The 16,718-nt window shown below is 62.1% G+C and carries 16 protein-coding genes and 1 pseudogene; 12 read left to right on the forward strand and 5 right to left on the reverse strand.

Translation table 11 applies throughout. The features are described from left to right. Positions 1 to 163 precede the first annotated feature (163 nt). Positions 164 to 640, reverse strand: a complete 477-nt coding sequence (locus ACUXUR_RS15315; protein ID WP_445503206.1) for a 5' nucleotidase, NT5C type — start codon at positions 638 to 640, stop codon at positions 164 to 166. A 123-nt stretch (positions 641 to 763) separates the two neighbouring features. Between ACUXUR_RS15315 and ACUXUR_RS15320 the strand changes: the two genes are divergently transcribed. Both ACUXUR_RS15320 and ftsH read left to right on the forward strand, forming a co-directional pair. Continuing rightward, positions 764 to 1,039, forward strand: coding sequence for a GNAT family N-acetyltransferase (locus tag ACUXUR_RS15320; protein WP_445503207.1), 276 nt, complete (start codon positions 764 to 766; stop codon positions 1,037 to 1,039). 113 nt (positions 1,040 to 1,152) lie between these two features. Then, entirely contained in the window at positions 1,153 to 2,928 is a 1,776-nt protein-coding gene (gene ftsH, locus ACUXUR_RS15325; protein WP_445503208.1) for an ATP-dependent zinc metalloprotease FtsH, read from the forward strand. Between the two features lie 8 nt (positions 2,929 to 2,936). Here the strand turns inward: ftsH and ACUXUR_RS15330 are convergent, their stop codons facing one another. Next, positions 2,937 to 4,538, reverse strand: coding sequence for a sensor histidine kinase (locus ACUXUR_RS15330; RefSeq protein ID WP_445503209.1), 1,602 nt, complete (start codon positions 4,536 to 4,538; stop codon positions 2,937 to 2,939). 208 nt (positions 4,539 to 4,746) lie between these two features. On the opposite strand from ACUXUR_RS15330, the gene ACUXUR_RS15335 reads away from it, so the two are divergent. Genes ACUXUR_RS15335 through ACUXUR_RS15345 form a run of 3 tightly spaced genes read left to right on the forward strand, consistent with a single transcriptional unit; the run spans position 4,747 to position 6,370 of the window. Further along, a complete protein-coding gene (locus ACUXUR_RS15335; protein ID WP_256369855.1) occupies positions 4,747 to 4,872 on the forward strand; it encodes a hypothetical protein in 126 nt (41 codons plus the stop codon). A 19-nt stretch (positions 4,873 to 4,891) separates the two neighbouring features. Further along, a complete protein-coding gene (locus tag ACUXUR_RS15340; RefSeq protein WP_445503210.1) occupies positions 4,892 to 5,569 on the forward strand; it encodes an HAD-IA family hydrolase in 678 nt (225 codons plus the stop codon). Positions 5,570 to 5,587: 18 nt separating this feature from the next. Beyond that, positions 5,588 to 6,370, forward strand: a complete 783-nt coding sequence (locus ACUXUR_RS15345; protein ID WP_445503211.1) for an ATP12 family chaperone protein — start codon at positions 5,588 to 5,590, stop codon at positions 6,368 to 6,370. Positions 6,371 to 6,423: 53 nt separating this feature from the next. Here ACUXUR_RS15345 and ACUXUR_RS15350 read toward each other — a convergent pair whose 3' ends face one another. Beyond that, positions 6,424 to 6,612: a hypothetical protein gene (locus ACUXUR_RS15350; RefSeq protein WP_445503212.1), complete on the reverse strand. Its 189-nt coding sequence runs from the start codon at positions 6,610 to 6,612 to the stop codon at positions 6,424 to 6,426. 157 nt (positions 6,613 to 6,769) lie between these two features. On the opposite strand from ACUXUR_RS15350, the gene ACUXUR_RS15355 reads away from it, so the two are divergent. From ACUXUR_RS15355 to ACUXUR_RS15370, 4 genes are all read left to right on the forward strand, one after another. After that, the gene (locus ACUXUR_RS15355) at positions 6,770 to 8,302 is read left to right on the forward strand and encodes an acyl-CoA carboxylase subunit beta (protein ID WP_445503213.1); all 1,533 of its coding nucleotides are present in this window, start codon (positions 6,770 to 6,772) and stop codon (positions 8,300 to 8,302) included. A gap of 236 nt (positions 8,303 to 8,538) precedes the next feature. Next, positions 8,539 to 9,705 carry an OpgC family protein gene (locus ACUXUR_RS15360; RefSeq protein ID WP_445503214.1) on the forward strand — a complete coding sequence of 389 codons (1,167 nt, stop codon included), beginning with the start codon at positions 8,539 to 8,541 and terminating at the stop codon, positions 9,703 to 9,705. Continuing rightward, entirely contained in the window at positions 9,615 to 10,460 is an 846-nt protein-coding gene (locus ACUXUR_RS15365; RefSeq protein ID WP_445503215.1) for an SGNH/GDSL hydrolase family protein, read from the forward strand. The genes ACUXUR_RS15360 and ACUXUR_RS15365 overlap by 91 nt, the downstream gene beginning before the upstream one ends. 136 nt (positions 10,461 to 10,596) lie before the next feature. Continuing rightward, positions 10,597 to 11,685: a PLP-dependent cysteine synthase family protein gene (locus ACUXUR_RS15370; RefSeq protein ID WP_445503216.1), complete on the forward strand. Its 1,089-nt coding sequence runs from the start codon at positions 10,597 to 10,599 to the stop codon at positions 11,683 to 11,685. A gap of 135 nt (positions 11,686 to 11,820) precedes the next feature. On the opposite strand, the gene ACUXUR_RS15375 is transcribed toward ACUXUR_RS15370, so the two are convergent. Together ACUXUR_RS15375 and ACUXUR_RS15380 are read right to left on the reverse strand one after the other, a co-directional pair. Further along, positions 11,821 to 12,438, reverse strand: a complete 618-nt coding sequence (locus ACUXUR_RS15375) for an alpha/beta hydrolase (protein ID WP_445503217.1) — start codon at positions 12,436 to 12,438, stop codon at positions 11,821 to 11,823. 51 nt (positions 12,439 to 12,489) lie between these two features. Then, entirely contained in the window at positions 12,490 to 13,419 is a 930-nt protein-coding gene (locus ACUXUR_RS15380) for a ring-cleaving dioxygenase (protein ID WP_445503218.1), read from the reverse strand. 316 nt (positions 13,420 to 13,735) lie between these two features. Between ACUXUR_RS15380 and ACUXUR_RS15385 the strand changes: the two genes are divergently transcribed. The 3 genes and pseudogenes from ACUXUR_RS15385 to ACUXUR_RS15395 all read left to right on the forward strand — a co-directional run. Beyond that, the gene (locus ACUXUR_RS15385) at positions 13,736 to 14,149 is read left to right on the forward strand and encodes a hypothetical protein (protein WP_445503219.1); all 414 of its coding nucleotides are present in this window, start codon (positions 13,736 to 13,738) and stop codon (positions 14,147 to 14,149) included. Between the two features lie 111 nt (positions 14,150 to 14,260). Then, positions 14,261 to 16,261, forward strand: coding sequence for an acetyl-CoA carboxylase biotin carboxylase subunit (locus ACUXUR_RS15390; RefSeq protein WP_445503220.1), 2,001 nt, complete (start codon positions 14,261 to 14,263; stop codon positions 16,259 to 16,261). 29 nt (positions 16,262 to 16,290) lie between these two features. Next, positions 16,291 to 16,704: pseudogene (locus ACUXUR_RS15395) on the forward strand (gamma-glutamylcyclotransferase family protein); the annotation flags it as partial. Between the last annotated feature and the right edge of the window lie 14 nt (positions 16,705 to 16,718).

The raw sequence follows: 16,718 nt of genomic DNA on the forward strand, positions 1-16,718 counted from the left end.
ATCATCCTTCGAGACGCCGCTTCTCGGCTTCTCAGGATGAGGGGATAGATACTCTAGCGCATCGTGCGGAAAAGTGGCCCCGGTTTTCCGCCCCGAACGATGCGCTCATCAAAGAGGGGAGCATCGGACCCAAAAGTGCAGGTCCACTTTTGGGTCCGATGCTCTAAGCCTTCGGCAGGAAGCCATGCTCGCGCAGCTGACGGATTGAGCTGGCGGCGTTCTTGTGATGGATGAAAATGCCGCCGACGCCTTCCCAAAGATGGCGGTATTTGTCCCTGTCGTCGACGAGAGCATCGCCATGCTGGCAATATTCGCGCTTCAGCGCTGCCGTGGTGGTGATGACTTCCACGCCCGGAAAGTGCCGCTCGGCCCAGCGGAGTTTCTGCGGCTCGGCCCAGTTGCCCCGGGGCAGACCGGTGAGGATCACCGGGTCGAGATGGCGGACCGCTTCGAACAGTTCCATGGCATCGGGGAGCAGATCGAGCGTGTTGAAGAAACCCTCCGTCACGGCGAGCTCCGCCCAGAACCGTTTGAGGCCGAACCGGCGCTCGTACTCGCCGGGAGGCATCCCGAAAACTTGCGTCGCTCCTTTGTCGAAATCCGCGAGAACGCCGTCGCAATCGAGAAAGACGGTAGGCATGGATGACAACCTCCTGCTCATCGAAACAGGAGGAGCCTTCGGTTGTTCCTCAAGCGTGGCTGTTTTCGGAACGCGCATTGCGGCGTAACGTTGTCCCCGTGACGTCGATTGAGGGAGTTGAAGATGGGCAGCGCTATTCGCGACAACGCAGCCGGTCACCGTTTCGAGCTTGAGCGCAACGGTCATTTCGCTTTCGCGAATTACGAACGTCGAGACTCGTCCCTCGTGATCAGATATGTCGAGGCTGCTGTTCCTCTGCGCGGCACCGGGGCTGCAGACGAGCTGATGCGCGGTATTGCCGAGATTGCTCGCACCGAGGGAAGAAAAATCACGCCTCTCTGCGGCTACGCTTACGCGTGGCTGCGCCGGCACAAGGAATATCGGGATCTTCTGAACTGATCCCCGGCCCCCTTCATCAAGGGTGTGCCTTTTCGCCGTACTGCGGACTGCGTCAAAAAAGACTAGAGGTCGAACTTCGCTGATAAGAAACGAAGTTCGCCAAGGGGGCGTCCGTGACCAATGTGATCGAGAAAGCAAGACAGCTCTTGCGCAGGAAAAGCGTGGCCATCACCGCTGCCGTTCTGGCGCTGGCAGTGGTCGCTGCTGCCGTATCCGCGCCTTTTGTCCTCTCCGAGAAGGTCCACGAGATCGCCTATTCCGAGTTCTCTCGCGAACTGGAAGCCGGAAAAGTTCGCAAGGTTCAAGTGCACGACGGAGGCCTCTCTGTTTGGATCGCGAACGAGGAAGCCTTCGTGCGGCTGCCGAGTTCGTTGCTGAGCGCCCAGACCATTGACCGGGCGACCGCCCTTGGCGCCCAGGTGGATTTCAAGCCGTCCGGCATCGATGCATCGCATGCGGCGAGCTTCGTGATTTCGCTGATCATGGTTGCCGCAGTGCTGGCGCTCGTGGCCGTTCAGGTCGATTTCAAGCCGACCAATCGCTGGCCGCGCGCGGCCAGGAACATTCCGGACCGCTTCGATGACGTGGCAGGCCAGGAGGAGGCGAAGGCCGAGCTGCAGGAGGTCATCGCCTTCCTGCGCAACTCCCAGGCCTTCGAGAATGTGGGCGCGCGCATCCCTCGCGGCGTGCTGATGGTCGGCCCGCCCGGAACGGGCAAGACGCTCATCGCCAAGGCGCTGGCAGGCGAAGCCGGCGTGTCCTTCATCGCCGTGTCGGGCAGCGACTTCTCTGCTCCTCTGATCGGCATCGCCAAGAGCCGCGTGTCCAAGCTGTTCGAGCAGGCCCGTCGGCGTGCGCCGTGCTTGGTCTTCATCGACGAGATTGATGCCATCGGCCGCAAGCGCGGCGGCGGCGGCTCGGCGGCAGATCGTGAGTTCGAGTCGACGCTCAACCAGCTCCTCGTCGAGATGGACGGGTTCAACACCACTTCAGGTGTGATCGTGATCGGCGCCACGAACCGGGTCGATGTGCTCGATCCTGCGCTGCTGCGCCCCGGCCGCTTCGACCGGCAGGTGCATATCGGACTTCCCGACATCACTGGCCGCGAGGCGATCCTGGCCGTGCATGCCCGTAACGTGAAGCTGGCGGCTGGGGTCAATCTCGCTGCCATTGCTCGGGGCACTCCGGGCTTTTCCGGCGCCGATCTGGGCAACCTTCTGAACGAGGCGGCGATCTTCGCCGCGCGCGATGGCGTGGCTGAGATCAGCCGCGATCACCTGGAGGCAGCACGCAACAAGATCATCATGGGCCTTGAGCGCCGCTCGCTCGTGATCACCAGCGAGGAACGCAGGCTCGTCGCCGTTCACGAGGCAGGGCACGCCATCTGCGCCTGCCTGACGCCGGGTTCGGACAAGGTGCACAGCGCCACCATCATCCCGCACGGCCAGGCCCTCGGCCTCGTCATGCGCCTGCCGGAAAACGACCGCTACTGCATCCCCGTGGAGAAGCTCGAGGCCGATCTGATCGTCGCCATGGGCGGACGCGCGGCTGAAGAAGTTGTCTTCGGCCCCCGCAAGGTTACAACCGGTGCGGCGAGCGACATCGCGCATGCCACCAACATCGCAACCCGCATGGTCACCGAATGGGGCATGAGCCCCACCATCGGCATGGTGAAGGTGGGGCGCTCGGGCGAGAGCTTCCCGCGCGAGGTCGAGCAGGAAATCCGCCGCATCATCGAGGAGATGTATGCGGCTGCCAAAGCCTGCATCGAGGACAACCGCGAGGCGCTGGACGCCCTGGTCGATGCGCTCCTGGAGCATGAGACCATCGAGGGCGACGAAGTCCGCCGGATCATCTCCTTGAGCGAAAGGCGGCTCGCCGCCGCCTGATCGGGCTTTCAGTGATCCGTCAGGGGAGCGTCGATCGTGCAGACAACCCCTGACGGTGCAAAGGTGATCTTCACCGAGCCGTTCAGTTCCTGAGCCAGGCTGCGCTCGATAAGCCGGGTTCCGAAGCCCCGGCGCTGCGGCTTGACCACGGATGGGCCATTCATCTCCTGCCAGACCATCCTGAGGTGCGGTGCGCCCTCGGTGTCCTCGATGGTCCACTCAATCGCGATGCGTCCGGTCTCGTTCGACAGAGCGCCATACTTGGCAGCGTTCGTGCCGAGCTCCTGAAACGCCATAGCGATAGCGAGCGCGATGCGGGGCGGCAGGCGAACGTCGTCACCTGAAACCTGGAAGCGGTCGCCTCCACTTGCCTGGAACGGCTCGATGGCATGCGCGACTACTTCATGTAAGGAGGCCCCGTCCCAGTTCTCGCGGGTGAGAATGTCGTGAGCGCGGGAGAGGGCGAAGAGGCGCCCTTCGACTGCGTCCCGGGCTTCCATGGCCGTGCGCGCGTTGCGGAGACTTTGAGTGACGATGGATTGTACGGTGGTGAGCGTGTTCTTCACCCGATGATTGAGTTCGTTGATCAACAGCTGTTGATGTCCCTCGGCCCTCTTGCGATCTGTAATATCGAGCGCCACTCCGACCGCGCGGCCCGGCACGCCGTTCTCGATGTCCAGCAGCTCCGCTCGCAGCAGAAGCCAGCGTTGTGAGCCATCGGGCAAGATGATCCTCAACTCCGTTTCCGCATAGCGATCTCCCCGGGCCAGAGCTTCCCGAGCTGCACGTTGCAGGTTTTCCTGCTCGCCGGGAGCGCATCGGTTCCTGATTTCCTCCGAAGAGGGAAAGACGTCGGGCGGAAAACCGAAAAGCCGGTTCAATTCCGGTGAGGTTGTGATCGTATTCGTTGCTGCATCCGTCTCCCAGATCGCCATGCGTCCTGCATCGATGGCCAGGCGCAGCCGAGCTTCGCTTTCCGCAAGAGCGGCTTGCGATTCCTTGATGTCCGTGAGGTCCGAGGCGAGCACATAAAAGCCCGCGACGCTGCCGTCCTCTCGTTGATCAGGAATGTATTCCGATTTTACGAAGCGAAGGCCGCTGGGAAAGTGCGCCCACCATTCGTGCCCGGTCCGCTTGCCGGCGAGAACGGTCTCGATGAACGGTTTCACGCGGCTATATGTCTGTTCGCCAATCGCATCCTGCAGATGAACCCCGAACAGGTCTTTTACTGGTCGGCAAAACCAGGTCTCGTAGGCTCTGTTATTGAAGCGATAGCGCTGATCCGCATCCACATAGGCGATCAGGGCGGGCAGGTTGTCGGCGATCTGACGAAGTTTCTTCTCGCTGGTACGCGCTCTGGTTTCGCTCTCTCGTAACTGCTTCTCGCTCGCCTGGAGCGAGGCGCGTGAGTCCTTCAGCCTCTCGATGCGGGATGTGGCAGAGGACATCTCCAGCTCATGCTCGCGGCCTTGCGCTTCGTGTCGGAGCGTAGCCGTATGGGACTGCACGCTCTGGTCACGCAGCTTGGCGCGGAGTTCGCGGTTGTCCCGCTCCAGTTCTTCGATCCGCTGCAGAAGAGCATCCGTGTTCAGGATTTCAGGCGTATCCATTGTGTCGTTATGCCTGGGAGCTTGGCTGGGGACGTAGGAGATAGAGCCCAGTCAACGAGCGACGAGGCCGGAAAGATCAATGCAGGATCATTTCCGAGCGCGGTTCGCGGGAACCTCTGTGGCAAATTCGAGTCGAAGAAGGCTCGGCCTTCTGGTCGGAGCCGGATTTATTGAATAAGGTACCGGCTCAAAACAGGGGCATCGGGTTATGAAGCTTATCCTTCAGGCCGCTTTCGTGATCGGCGTCGGGCTGCTGGCCACGGCCTGCGACAAGTGCGGCAACTGGAACATCAACACTCCCAAGATCTGCCACGGCTCCGGGCCGCAGGGTTAAAGACGCACGGGAGTATTCCTTGAAGCTCGTCCTTTTCGATGTCGATGGCACGCTGGTCGACAGCCAGAACATCATTGCGGCCTCCGTTCGCGGGGCATATCTCGCCTATGGCATGGAGCCGCCGGGTCGGGAGAAATCGCTCTCCATCGTTGGCCTGTCCCTCGTCGAGGCTTTCAAGGTTCTGGCCGGCCCAGATGCGCCGGTTGAAGGCATGGCTCAGGCCTACAAGGATGCCTTCAACGTCCTGCGCCTCGATCCGGCCAACGATGCGCCGCTCTTTCCGGGGGCGGGCGAGTGCATCGCGCGGCTGAAAAGCCGTGACGATGTTCTGCTCGGCCTTGCGACCGGTAAGTCCCGCAGGGGCGTGGCGCGTCTCATCGAGCAGCAAGGCTGGGAGGGCGTATTCTCCACCATCCAGACGGCGGACGACGCGCCTTCGAAGCCTCATCCGGCCATGATCCTCCAGGCCATGGAGGAGCTTGGCGTGGCGCAGGAAGAGACGGTGATGATCGGTGATTCCAGCTACGATATGGCTATGGCGCGATCTGCCGGGGTTCTGCCCATCGGTGTCTCCTGGGGGTTCCAGCCCGTGGACCTGCTTTTGGAAACGGGGGCTCGCCACATCGTCGATTCTTATGCGGAGCTTGCGCCGGTCCTACAGGCTTTCTTGTCCGAGCCCTCGCTTCTTCCGGCCTGAACGCCTATCTCCTCTCCCATGACAGATTCACGCGACTGGTTCCCATCACAGGACGAGCCGAACCCGATGCGGGCGGCTCAGGCCGGCATGAAGCCCACGCTGCCTAAGCGCTTTTACAAGGAGGCTAGCGTCGAGGAGAGGGACGGCCTGTTCCATCTCACCCTCGACGGACGTAGCGCCAAAACGCCAAGCAAACATGCGCTGGCCGTGCCTTCACGCGCACTTGCCGAGGCGATGGCCCAAGAATGGGCGGAGCAGGGGACGGAAATCGATCCGTCCACCATGCCGATCACCCGCATCGTCAACTCCGCTATCGACGGCGTCACGCCTCGCAAGATTGAGGTGGTGGACGATCTCGTCCGCTATGCGGGGTCTGATCTGATCTACTATCGCGTCAGCGAACCGGCACGGCTCGTCCAGTCGCAGGATGAGGCTTGGAATCCCATTCTCGACTGGGTCAAGGAGAGCCACGGTGCGCGCTTTACTCTGGCCGAAGGCGTCATGCATGTGACGCAGCCCGAGGAGGCGATTGTCGCTGTGCGCGCCGTGATCGAGCGGATCGATTCTCCCTTCGCGCTCGCCGCTCTCCACGTGATGACCACGCTCTCCGGTTCCGTGCTGATCGCGCTTGCTCATGCCGCGGGGCTGCTCGATGCAGATCAGGCCTGGATGGCCGCCCATGTGGACGAGCTTTATCAGGAAAGCGTCTGGGGCGAGGATTACGAGGCCATGGAGCGCCGTCGCAGACGCGAGGCCGATTTCAGGGCTGCCTCAGAAGTCTTTCGTCTCGTCAGCCTTTAAGGAAAAAGTCGCTGCGCTCCTGGCTCCAGCGGCTTTGTTGCATCTGGAGGCTTTCAAGCGCAATGGAAGCTGATGCCGCCCTTTTTCTGGATGAAGGCCTGCTCGATGGCCAGCATCTCCCCCTTCAGATTGGCCAGTTCAGCGGCCTTGGCATTGTCGCTGCCCGCGAAGAAGACTGCGTAGACTGCAGCTGAGATGGAGAGGGCCGCAGCAATCACTGCGGCCTTGTAGATGGTTTTCATGGGTTATCTCCAATGAAATTGTTACTTTGTTTCGTGAAATGGGGCGCTAGAGGGAAAATGAAAGGTGCTGCGGAGCACACTCCGTTAGTGGCATTTTGAGACCCGTACGGCTGTGCTAAGCGGGACGTAACCATTCCTCCCGGCACCAGGGACCACCATGAAAGACATTCTCGAACGGCTTGAAGAGCGGCGGGCTCAGGCCCGCCTCGGCGGCGGCGAAAAGCGCATCGAGGCGCAGCATGCCCGAGGCAAGCTCACGGCGCGTGAGCGCATCGAGCTCCTGCTGGACAAGGGGTCGTTCGAGGAGTTCGACATGTTCGTCGAGCACCGCTCCACCGATTTCGGCATGGAAAAGGTGAAGATCCCCGGCGACGGCGTCGTCACCGGCTGGGGTACGGTGAACGGCCGCACGGTCTTCGTCTTCGCCAAGGATTTTACCGTCTTCGGCGGGTCGCTCTCCGAGGCGCACGCCCAGAAGATCACCAAGATCCAGGACATGGCGCTTAAAGTTCGCGCCCCCATCGTCGGCCTGTTCGATGCCGGCGGCGCGCGCATCCAGGAGGGCGTGGCGGCGCTCGGCGGCTACGGCGAGGTGTTCAAGCGCAACGTGATCGCCTCAGGGGTCATTCCGCAGATCTCGGTGATCATGGGCCCCTGCGCCGGCGGCGACGTCTATTCGCCCGCCATGACCGACTTCATCTTCATGGTGCGCGACCGCTCCTACATGTTCGTCACCGGCCCGGACGTGGTGAAGACCGTCACCAACGAGACCGTGACCGCGGAGGAGCTCGGCGGCGCCAAGGTGCACACCACCAAGTCCTCGGTGGCGGACGGCGCTTACGACAACGACGTGGAGGCGCTCCTCCAGGTGCGCCGCCTCATCGACTTCCTGCCCGCCAACAACATGGACGGCGTGCCAGAGATCCCGAGCTTCGACGATCCGAACCGCACGGACGACAGCCTCGACACCCTGATCCCGGATAACCCGAACAAGCCCTACGACATGAAGGAACTGATCCTGAAGGTCGTGGACGAGGGCGACTTCTTCGAGATTCAGGAATCCTACGCCAAGAACATCATCACCGGCTTTGCGCGCATCGAGGGCCGCACGGTGGGCTTTGTCGCCAACCAGCCGATGGTGCTGGCGGGCGTGCTCGACGCGGATGCCTCCCGCAAGGCGGCGCGCTTCGTGCGCTTCTGCGATGCCTTCAACATCCCGATCGTCACCTTCGAGGACGTGCCGGGCTTCCTGCCGGGCACGGCGCAGGAATATGGCGGCCTGATCAAGCACGGCGCGAAGCTGCTGTTTGCCTATTCCGAAGCGACCGTGCCGCTGGTGACGGTGATCACGCGCAAGGCCTTCGGCGGCGCCTATGACGTGATGGCCTCGAAGCATATCGGCGGCGATGTCAATTACGCCTGGCCGACCGCGCAGATCGCCGTGATGGGCGCCAAGGGCGCGGTGGAAATCATCTTCCGCCAGGACCTTGGCGACCAGGAGAAGATCGCCGCCCGCACCAGGGAATACGAGGACCGCTTCATGTCGCCGTTCGTCGCCGCCGAGCGCGGCTACATCGACGAGGTGATCATGCCGCACTCGACAAGGCGGCGGATCGCGCGGGCGCTGGCGATGCTGCGGCACAAGGAAACCGAGCGGCCCTGGAAGAAGCACGACAACATTCCGCTGTAACAGCGAAGAAATCCGCGCTCTTCTTAGACGGAACCTGAAAAATTCTCGAAATCTGAAAGAGAGCCGCGCATGGCCGTTTGGTCGCGCGCGGTTCTCTGTCACGCTTGCCTCGTCCCGGGTGAATCTGGAATACCGACTGACGATCCGTGTCCGTCTCGAAGAGTTGATGACGATTGCCGGATCCCGCTGCTGTTTCTGGCGTTTTGTCGTTACCAAAAAATCAAAGAGGACAGGGAATGCACGCCTTGGGAGGCCGCAACACCGTGATCGATTTCTGGCGTGGGCTCGTCCTCGTCATCATCTTCGTCAATCACGTTCCCGGCAATATTCTCGAGCACCTGACACCACGCAATTACGGCTTCTCGGATGCGGCCGAAGCCTTTGTTTTCATTTCCGGCCTGTCGGTTGCCCTCGTCTATTATCCCCGGCTGCCGCAGACCGGGATTCTCAGAGTCGCGCGACGCTGCCTGCGTCGCTCGTTCGAGCTCTATCGCATGCACTTGATCCTGACCGGTGCCGCAATGGCGTTGTTCTCCGTGGGTTACGTGATCAGCGATGATATCGGCATGATCGAGGCTCATGGCAGAAGTGCCGTGTTCGAGGATACGGCACGTGGCATCACGGGTGTTCTCCTGCTCGGCCATCAGCTCGGCTACTTCAATATACTTCCCCTCTATATCGCCCTCATGCTCTGGGCTCCGGTGGCCATGATCCTCCTGAGGATCCATGTGGCACTGGCCGCCGCGGTGTCGATCGGTATTTACGTGCTGGCTCGCGTGGACGTGCTCGCTCTGCCGAGCTGGCCCGAGCCCGGAAGGTGGTTCTTTAATCCATTCGCGTGGCAGCTTCTGTTCACGATTGGACTTTTTACAGGGGCATCCCTCTCTCAGAAGGGGACGCCTTATTGGCGTCCTGCGTTCCTGGGAGCCGTTGTGTTCCTCGCGGCCTCGCTGGTCATCATGACGAATGCGTTCGGCCTTGCGCCGAACCTGCTCTGGAGTGCCTTCGTCAATTTCGACATCATCAAGAGCGATCTCGGTCTCGGCCGCCTGCTTCACTTCCTGGCGCTAGCCTATGTGGTGACGCAGCTTCGATTGGGACAGGCTCTGCAAGGAACTGCCTTCGGAGCGGAGATGATGCGGCTCGGGCGCTACTCCTTGCCGGTCTTCGCGATCGGATCGATCCTGAGCGCCCTCGGAGAGGTCATCATGACACTGGCGGCCGTGAAGTCGTCCGCTAGTCCGCACATCGTCGGTATGGTATTCACCTTTTTAGGAATCCTTGGTCTTCTCCTACTGGCGCGATACCTCGAATGGACAAAGAAGGGCTCGACCGCTCCCAGGCAAGAGCGGGTCGGAAAATCTGGCCTCGTCTCGGTATCGTCCGGACAGCTTCCGCACTAGGGACAATCATCCTGGTCGGCGCGAGTAGCACTGCGCTCGCGGATGACGGCGCATGTCGTGCGTCCCAACCGATCTTTTCGGCCCCACTGAAGCTGGAGAGGATCACGTCGAGGCTCCGGCGGCATGAACCCGTGCGGATCCTGGCCATCGGATCCTCGTCAACGCAAGGTGTTGGGGCTTCCTCGCCGGTATTCTCTTATCCGGCTCAACTCCAGACTGATCTTGCTCGGATGTGGAAAAGCACGGTCACCGTCGAGAATGCCGGAAGGGGCGGGGAGACGATTCCTGAAACGGTTAGGCGCCTCGAGGCTGCCCTCAAGGCGGGCAAGCCGGACCTGGTCATCTGGCAAGTCGGCACGAACGATGCCGTCAAGGGAGCAGATGAGGCAGGGTTCCCGATCTACCTGAGGCAGGGGATCGATGCCGCACAAGGATATGACGTCGAGGTGCTTCTCGTCGATCAGCAATATTACCCAGCGATCAAGGATCCCGCGCGGTATGAGCGTTTCGTGAACCTCGTTGGCTCGACCGCCGCCGCCGAGCAGGTGCCGGTGTTCTCGCGCTATAGGCTCATGAAGGAATGGAGTGAGCACTCGGGCAATATCCTGGGTTCCATGCTGTCGAGCGACAGGTTCCACATGGGTGATCGCGGCTACGACTGCTTGGCACACCTCCTTGCCAATGGCTTCCATTCTATGATGGCATTGACCGACACCACCCCAAATTTGGCTGTCACGGCCGCCGCTCGTCGTTAAATCAAGCAATTTTATGAACAGCCAGAGCAGGCGGCTGGTGTCATTGCTTTGCTCCGCCGACCTCGATAAGGCGTATCTCCAATCTCCCAGGCCTGGACAGCCGATCCGGGCACTATTGCTGAGGCGGGATCAAGACATGACCTTAATCTTTTCGTGCGACCGCTCCTGGGTCTCCAATGCCATCAAGATCATCGAGGCGGATTTCAACCGCTCGTCGGATACGCATCTCTTGCGCGTGCCGCTGCCGGCGGTGCCGGGCGTGTCGCTTTATCTGAAGGATGAATCGACCCATCCGTCAGGAAGCCTCAAGCACCGGCTGGCGCGCTCGCTGTTTCTGTATGGGCTGTGCAACGGCTGGATCGGGCCGAACACGACGATCGTCGAGGCATCGAGCGGATCGACTGCCGTGTCGGAAGCCTATTTCGCGCGGATGCTGGGGCTTCGCTTCATCGCGGTGATGCCGCGTTCCACCTCGGCCGAGAAGATCGCGCAGATCGCCTTCTATGGCGGCGAGAGCCATTTCGTGGATAGCCCTGCTGCGATGTACGAGGAGAGCGCGCGGCTAGCAGCCGAACTCGGCGGCCATTACATGGACCAGTTCACCTATGCCGAGCGGGCGACGGATTGGCGCGGCAACAACAATATCGCGGAATCCATCTTCAGCCAGATGGCGCAGGAGGAATATCCGGTGCCGAGCTGGATCGTGGTCGGGGCAGGCACCGGCGGCACCTCGGCGACGCTCGGGCGCTACATTCGCTATCGCCGCCTGCCGACGAAGCTGTGTCTTGCCGATCCGGAAGCGTCCGTGTTTCACCGGCATCTCGCCGACCGCAGCCTGTGCAGTATCTGCGAACCGCCCTCCGTGATCGAAGGCATCGGTCGTCCGCGCTGCGAGCCGTCCTTCGTCCCGGAACTCATCGACCGCGCTTACGCCGTGCCGGATGCGGCGAGCATCGCGGCGGCCCGCGTTCTCTCGCGTCGCATCGGCCGTTCCTGCGGCGGCTCGACGGGCACCAATCTCTGGGCCGTGGCGCAGCTCATCGGCGAGATGGTGCAGCGCGGCGAGAAGGGCTCCGTCGTGACGCTTCTGTGCGATTCAGGGGAGCGCTATCGCAGCACGCATTTCAACGATGACTGGCTGAAAGAGCGCGGCATCGACATCAAGCCTGCGGAAGAAGCGATCGATCGCTTCTTCGAGACGGGCGTGCTTCAACCCAGCCAATAACGCTCTCAGCCCCTCATCCTGAGGAACAGACGAAGTCTGCGTCCCGAAGGAGGATCCAATGCGTGCTGGACACTCCTTTGAGATGGATTGCTCACGCAACCCTCCTCGGGATGAAGTTCGTGCTCGGGAAGCCTCTTATTTGCGGCTTTCCGCAAACCACTTCACGAGCAACTGAAGGTCCGTCTGCGACAGGCCGTGTCCGGTCGGCAGCGTTTCGTGCTGAACATCGGCGCCCGACGCGGCGAGCGATGTTGCAAGACGCGCTGAATTCTCCGTCGGAATGATCGGATCCATCTGGCCCGACACCATGAGCACGCGCTTGCCGGTGAGGTCCACCTTCGGAGCATCGCTGAGCGGGATCATGGCGCGCAGCAGTGCTGCTCCGGCCAGGGCTTCAGGACGCAGCATCAGCATGGCGGCTGCAATATTCGCGCCGTTGGAGAAGCCCAGCGCAATCGGAGCCCCAAGGCCGTACGCGTCCCGAGCCTCGGCGACGAAATCCGCCAATTCGTTGGCGCGAAAGCGCACATCTTCTTCGTCGAACACGCCTTCCGCCAATCGGCGGAAGAAGCGCGGCATGCCGTTCTCCAGGATCTTGCCGCGCGGGGAGAGCAGGGCGGATCCGGGAGAGACCATGCGGCCCAAGTTGATCAAATCGTTTTCGTCGCCACCGGTACCGTGAAGCAGCAGCAGGGGCGGGCGGCCTTGATCGGTCGCGGGCTCATAGCGATGGATGAAGGAGAATTCTGTCATCAGCGTGCTTTCTCCCTCTCCCGACCACAGTCGGGAGAGGGCTTGAGGATTTTAGGCCAGTTCAGGCAGATGGGCTTCGATGCTCGGGCGGCGCGGCTCGAGGAAGGCGGGGAGCTTCAGCTCGCTGCCCAACCGATCCTCGGCTTCGTCGGCCGCAAAGCCGGGGCCGTCCGTGGCGATCTCGAAGAGAATGCCGTTCGGCTCGCGGAAATAGGCCGAGCGGAAGTAGTTGCGATCCTTCTGCTCCGTGGTGTGGAGGCCGTGCTTTTCCGCAAGCTTCTTCACCATCTCTTCCTGCTCCGCATCGTCAGCCGCGCGGAAGGCAATGTGATGGACCGAGCCGCCGCCCATGCGTCCCGGCAGGAAACCACCGACGCTGCGGATATCGACCGTGCTGCCGATGGTGGCATCGCTCCTGTAGCGCACGAGAGAGCCGTCACGGGCCACTTCGCTGAAGCCGAAGACGTCGGTGAGGATCGCGCCCGTCGGCTCGCCGTTCTCGACGAGCAGCGTGACGCCTTCCAGGCCACGGATCGCATGCTCGGTCGGGATCTCTCCTGCTGTCCAGGCGTCCTCTTTGTCGGCATCGGCAATGCCCACAAGAGACAGGCTCGTGCCATGCGGGTCCTTGAAGGTCAGAACGCTCTGGCCGAAGCGCTTCTCCAGCGCGCCATGCTCGACGCCCTGTTCGATGAAGCGATGAGTCCAATAGCCGAGGGCGCTCTCCGGTACGCGGAAGGCCGTCTCGGAGGTCGAGCCCACGCCCGTGCGCCCCGGCGCCACATGCTCCCAGGGGAAGAAGGTGAGGATCGAGCCCGGGCTGCCGTGGCTGTCGCCGAAATAGAAATGGTAGGTGCCCGGGTCGTCGAAGTTCACCGTCTTCTTGACGAGGCGAAGCCCAAGGACCCGGGTGTAGAAATCGAGGTTGCGACGGGCCGGACCCGCAATGGCGGTGACGTGATGGATGCCGTGGTGCCGCATGGCTATGTTCCTTAACGGAGGGCGCGACAATCGCGCCGTATGCCTGCGACATAGGTATCACCGCTGTGAGAAGAAGGGCGGAAAGAGCAACCTTGCGGGATTGCAATGCTGGAGGACGCTCGCAGCGAAAGCCACGGCATTGCTGGGGAATTCGCTGCAGAAAGAATCCGGCAACCAAGAAGTCTCAATAAGGCTTAACCTCAACAACGATTCAGAATTACGCGTTAACGGTTTGACGCCTGCCCCTGTGTGACAGTCATCCCCACACAAGAGATCAACCGGCTGGTGCAAGTAAAAGCCGGGGGGAGTCACAGGGATGTTAAAGGATAGTCTTCGCGATTTCATCGATGGCGCAGTCGAGCGTAACTTCATTTCTGCCGATGACGTGAAGAAGCTCACGGGTGAGATTCTGGGAGAGGGCATCACCACTCGACCGGAGGTGGAGTCACTCCTGGCGCTCGACCGAATGATCGAGGCCGAGGAGAGCTGGGGCATGGCGCTGACCAAGCTCGTCGTCGATTTCGTGGTCTGGAAGCGGGCGCCGCATGGGGTGGTGAGCAATGACGATGCTCTTTGGCTGGCGACCGTGCTCGAGGTCAGCGGTCCGAGCCGCAACGGCATGAACATTGCCTATGCCATCCTGGACGAGGCGGGCTATGTGGATGTGGCGCTTCTCGACTTCATCATGCGCGGACGCCAGCAGGCGCGCTTGAGCCTTATAGCGGCCTAAGGCAGCGCTGCCACCTAATCTAAATGCTATGCTGGCCCTGCTTCCCGAATGCACCGATGTGCAGTAACGGAGGTGGGGCTAAGTTCTTTGAGGGTGGAGCATCCGAGGCTCATGTTCGACAAGATCCTGATTGCGAACCGCGGCGAGATTGCGTGCCGTGTAATCAAGACCGCCCGGCGCATGGGCATCAAGACGGTCGCGGTCTATTCCGATGCCGACAAGGATGCGCTCCACGTGGACATGGCCGATGAGGCTGTCCACATCGGTCCCGCGGCCGCCGCCCAATCCTATCTGGTGATCGAGAAGATCGTCGAAGCCTGCAAACAGACCGGTGCTCAGGCGGTCCATCCCGGTTACGGCTTCCTCTCCGAGCGCGAGGCATTCCCCAAGGCGCTGGCCGAGGCGGGCATCGTCTTCATCGGCCCCAATCCCGGCGCCATTGCCGCCATGGGCGACAAGATCGAGTCGAAGAAGGCGGCCGCTGCGGCGAAAGTCTCTACGGTGCCGGGCTATCTCGGCGTCATCGAGGGGCCGGAACAGGCGGTGCAGATCGCCGACGAGATCGGCTATCCGGTGATGATCAAGGCCTCCGCCGGCGGCGGCGGCAAGGGCATGCGCATCGCCTCCTCCGCCGACGAGGTGGCCGAGGGCTTCGCCCGCGCCAGGTCGGAAGCGGCCTCGTCATTCGGCGATGACCGCGTCTTCATCGAGAAGTTCATCACCGATCCGCGCCACATCGAGATCCAGGTGCTCGGCGACAAGCACGGCAACGTGATCTATCTCGGCGAGCGCGAATGCTCGATCCAGCGCCGCAACCAGAAGGTCATTGAGGAGGCCCCGTCGCCGCTGCTCGACGAGGAGACGCGCCGGCTCATGGGTGAGCAGGCGGTGGCGCTGGCCAAGGCGGTCGGCTACGATTCCGCCGGCACCGTGGAGTTCGTGGCGGGCCAGGACAAGTCGTTCTACTTCCTCGAAATGAACACCCGCCTGCAGGTCGAGCACCCGGTGACCGAGATGATCACCGGCATCGATTTGGTGGAGGAGATGATCCGCGTGGCCGCCGGCGAGAAGCTGCGCCTCAAGCAGGCGGATGTGAAGCTCAACGGCTGGTCGGTGGAAAGCCGCATCTATGCGGAAGACCCGGTGCGCAACTTCCTGCCCTCCACGGGCCGTCTCGTGACCTACCGCCCGCCCCAGGAAGGCACTGTGGCTGGCGTGACCGTGCGCAACGATACGGGCGTCTACGAGGGCGGCGAGATCTCGATCTATTACGATCCGATGATCGCCAAGCTGGTGACCCATGCGCCGACCCGCGAGCAGGCGATTGAGGCCCAAGCCACCGCGCTTGATGCCTTCGCCATCGACGGTATCCGCCACAACATCCCGTTCCTCTCTGCGCTGATGCAGCATCCGCGCTGGAAGAGCGGCAAGCTCTCCACGGGCTTTATTGCGGAGGAGTTCCCGCAGGGCTTCAAGGCGCCCGCGCCTGAAGGCGAGGTGGCTTTGCGCATGGCCGCCGTGGGGGCTGCCATCGACCACCTGATGAACGAGCGCAAGCGCCATATCTTGGGCCAGATGCGCGCCGCCTCCGCCTTCAAGTTCGACCGGGAGCGCGTGGTGCTCCTCGGCTCCGAGCGGCATGAGGTGGTGGTCGAGGACATTGAGGGCGGTTTCGCCGTCGTGATCGATGGCCAATCCTGGCCGATTGAATCCGCTTGGGTGCCGGGCGAGCCGGTCTGGACCGGCTCGGTGGGTGGCGCGACCGTCGCGGTGCAGGTGCGGCCTATCCTCAACGGTGTCGCTCTCTCGCATGCGGGCGCCGCGGCCGAGGTGCGCGTCTATACCAGGCGCGAGGCGGAACTGGCGGCCCTGATGCCGGAGCGACTGGAGGCCGATACGGGTAAGCAGCTTCTGTGCCCGATGCCGGGGCTGGTGAAGGCGATCAGCGTGGTTCAGGGGCAGGAGGTGAAGGCGGGCGAGCCGCTCTGCATCGTCGAGGCGATGAAGATGGAAAACGTGCTGCGCGCCGAGCGTGACGGCACAATCGCCAAAATCCATGCCAAAGAGGGCGACAGCCTCGCCGTCGATGCCATCATTCTCGAGTTCGCTTGAAAGTGACCGGCCGCTTTTAAACAGGTCTCATGCCCCTCTATTTCGCCTATGGGTCCAACATGGACCAAGCCGCCATGCTCCAGCGCTGCCCGGCCTCGAAGCCGATGGGCATCGCGCGGCTCATGCGCCATCGCTTCATCATCTTCGATGGAGGCTATGCGTCCGTGGTGCGCGATCCCCAGCGCGTGGTCTGGGGCATGGTGTGGGAACTGGCCCTTGCAGACATTCCGGCGCTCGACCGCTATGAGAGCCTTTCGACCGGGCTCTATACCAAGGTGGTTCAGCCGGTCGTGACGGATAAAGGGCCTCGCCGCGCAATCGTCTATATCGGACGCAGCGCGAAGCCCGGCACGCCAAAGCCCGGCTATATGGAAGGCGTCATCGAAGCGGCTGCCCATGCCGGCTTGCCCGAGGATTACATCCAAAGCCTCGGCGTCTGGCTACCGAAGACGCAAAG

The sequence above is a fragment of the Microvirga medicaginis genome (assembly GCF_052658925.1).

Excerpts from the sequence above, each read along its gene's own strand:
- ACUXUR_RS15315 (WP_445503206.1), bottom strand. The coding sequence starts at position 640 with ATGCCTACCGTCTTTCTCGATTGCGACGGCGTTCTCGCGGATTTCGAC.
- ACUXUR_RS15320 (WP_445503207.1), top strand. The coding sequence starts at position 764 with ATGGGCAGCGCTATTCGCGACAACGCAGCCGGTCACCGTTTCGAGCTT.
- ACUXUR_RS15330 (WP_445503209.1), bottom strand. The coding sequence starts at position 4,538 with ATGGATACGCCTGAAATCCTGAACACGGATGCTCTTCTGCAGCGGATC.
- ACUXUR_RS15335 (WP_256369855.1), top strand. The coding sequence starts at position 4,747 with ATGAAGCTTATCCTTCAGGCCGCTTTCGTGATCGGCGTCGGGCTGCTG.
- ACUXUR_RS15345 (WP_445503211.1), top strand. The coding sequence starts at position 5,588 with ATGACAGATTCACGCGACTGGTTCCCATCACAGGACGAGCCGAACCCG.
- ACUXUR_RS15350 (WP_445503212.1), bottom strand. The coding sequence starts at position 6,612 with ATGAAAACCATCTACAAGGCCGCAGTGATTGCTGCGGCCCTCTCCATC.
- ACUXUR_RS15355 (WP_445503213.1), top strand. The coding sequence starts at position 6,770 with ATGAAAGACATTCTCGAACGGCTTGAAGAGCGGCGGGCTCAGGCCCGC.
- ACUXUR_RS15360 (WP_445503214.1), top strand. The coding sequence starts at position 8,539 with ATGCACGCCTTGGGAGGCCGCAACACCGTGATCGATTTCTGGCGTGGG.
- ACUXUR_RS15365 (WP_445503215.1), top strand. The coding sequence starts at position 9,615 with ATGGACAAAGAAGGGCTCGACCGCTCCCAGGCAAGAGCGGGTCGGAAA.
- ACUXUR_RS15370 (WP_445503216.1), top strand. The coding sequence starts at position 10,597 with ATGACCTTAATCTTTTCGTGCGACCGCTCCTGGGTCTCCAATGCCATC.
- ACUXUR_RS15375 (WP_445503217.1), bottom strand. The coding sequence starts at position 12,438 with ATGACAGAATTCTCCTTCATCCATCGCTATGAGCCCGCGACCGATCAA.
- ACUXUR_RS15380 (WP_445503218.1), bottom strand. The coding sequence starts at position 13,419 with ATGCGGCACCACGGCATCCATCACGTCACCGCCATTGCGGGTCCGGCC.
- ACUXUR_RS15385 (WP_445503219.1), top strand. The coding sequence starts at position 13,736 with ATGTTAAAGGATAGTCTTCGCGATTTCATCGATGGCGCAGTCGAGCGT.
- ACUXUR_RS15390 (WP_445503220.1), top strand. The coding sequence starts at position 14,261 with ATGTTCGACAAGATCCTGATTGCGAACCGCGGCGAGATTGCGTGCCGT.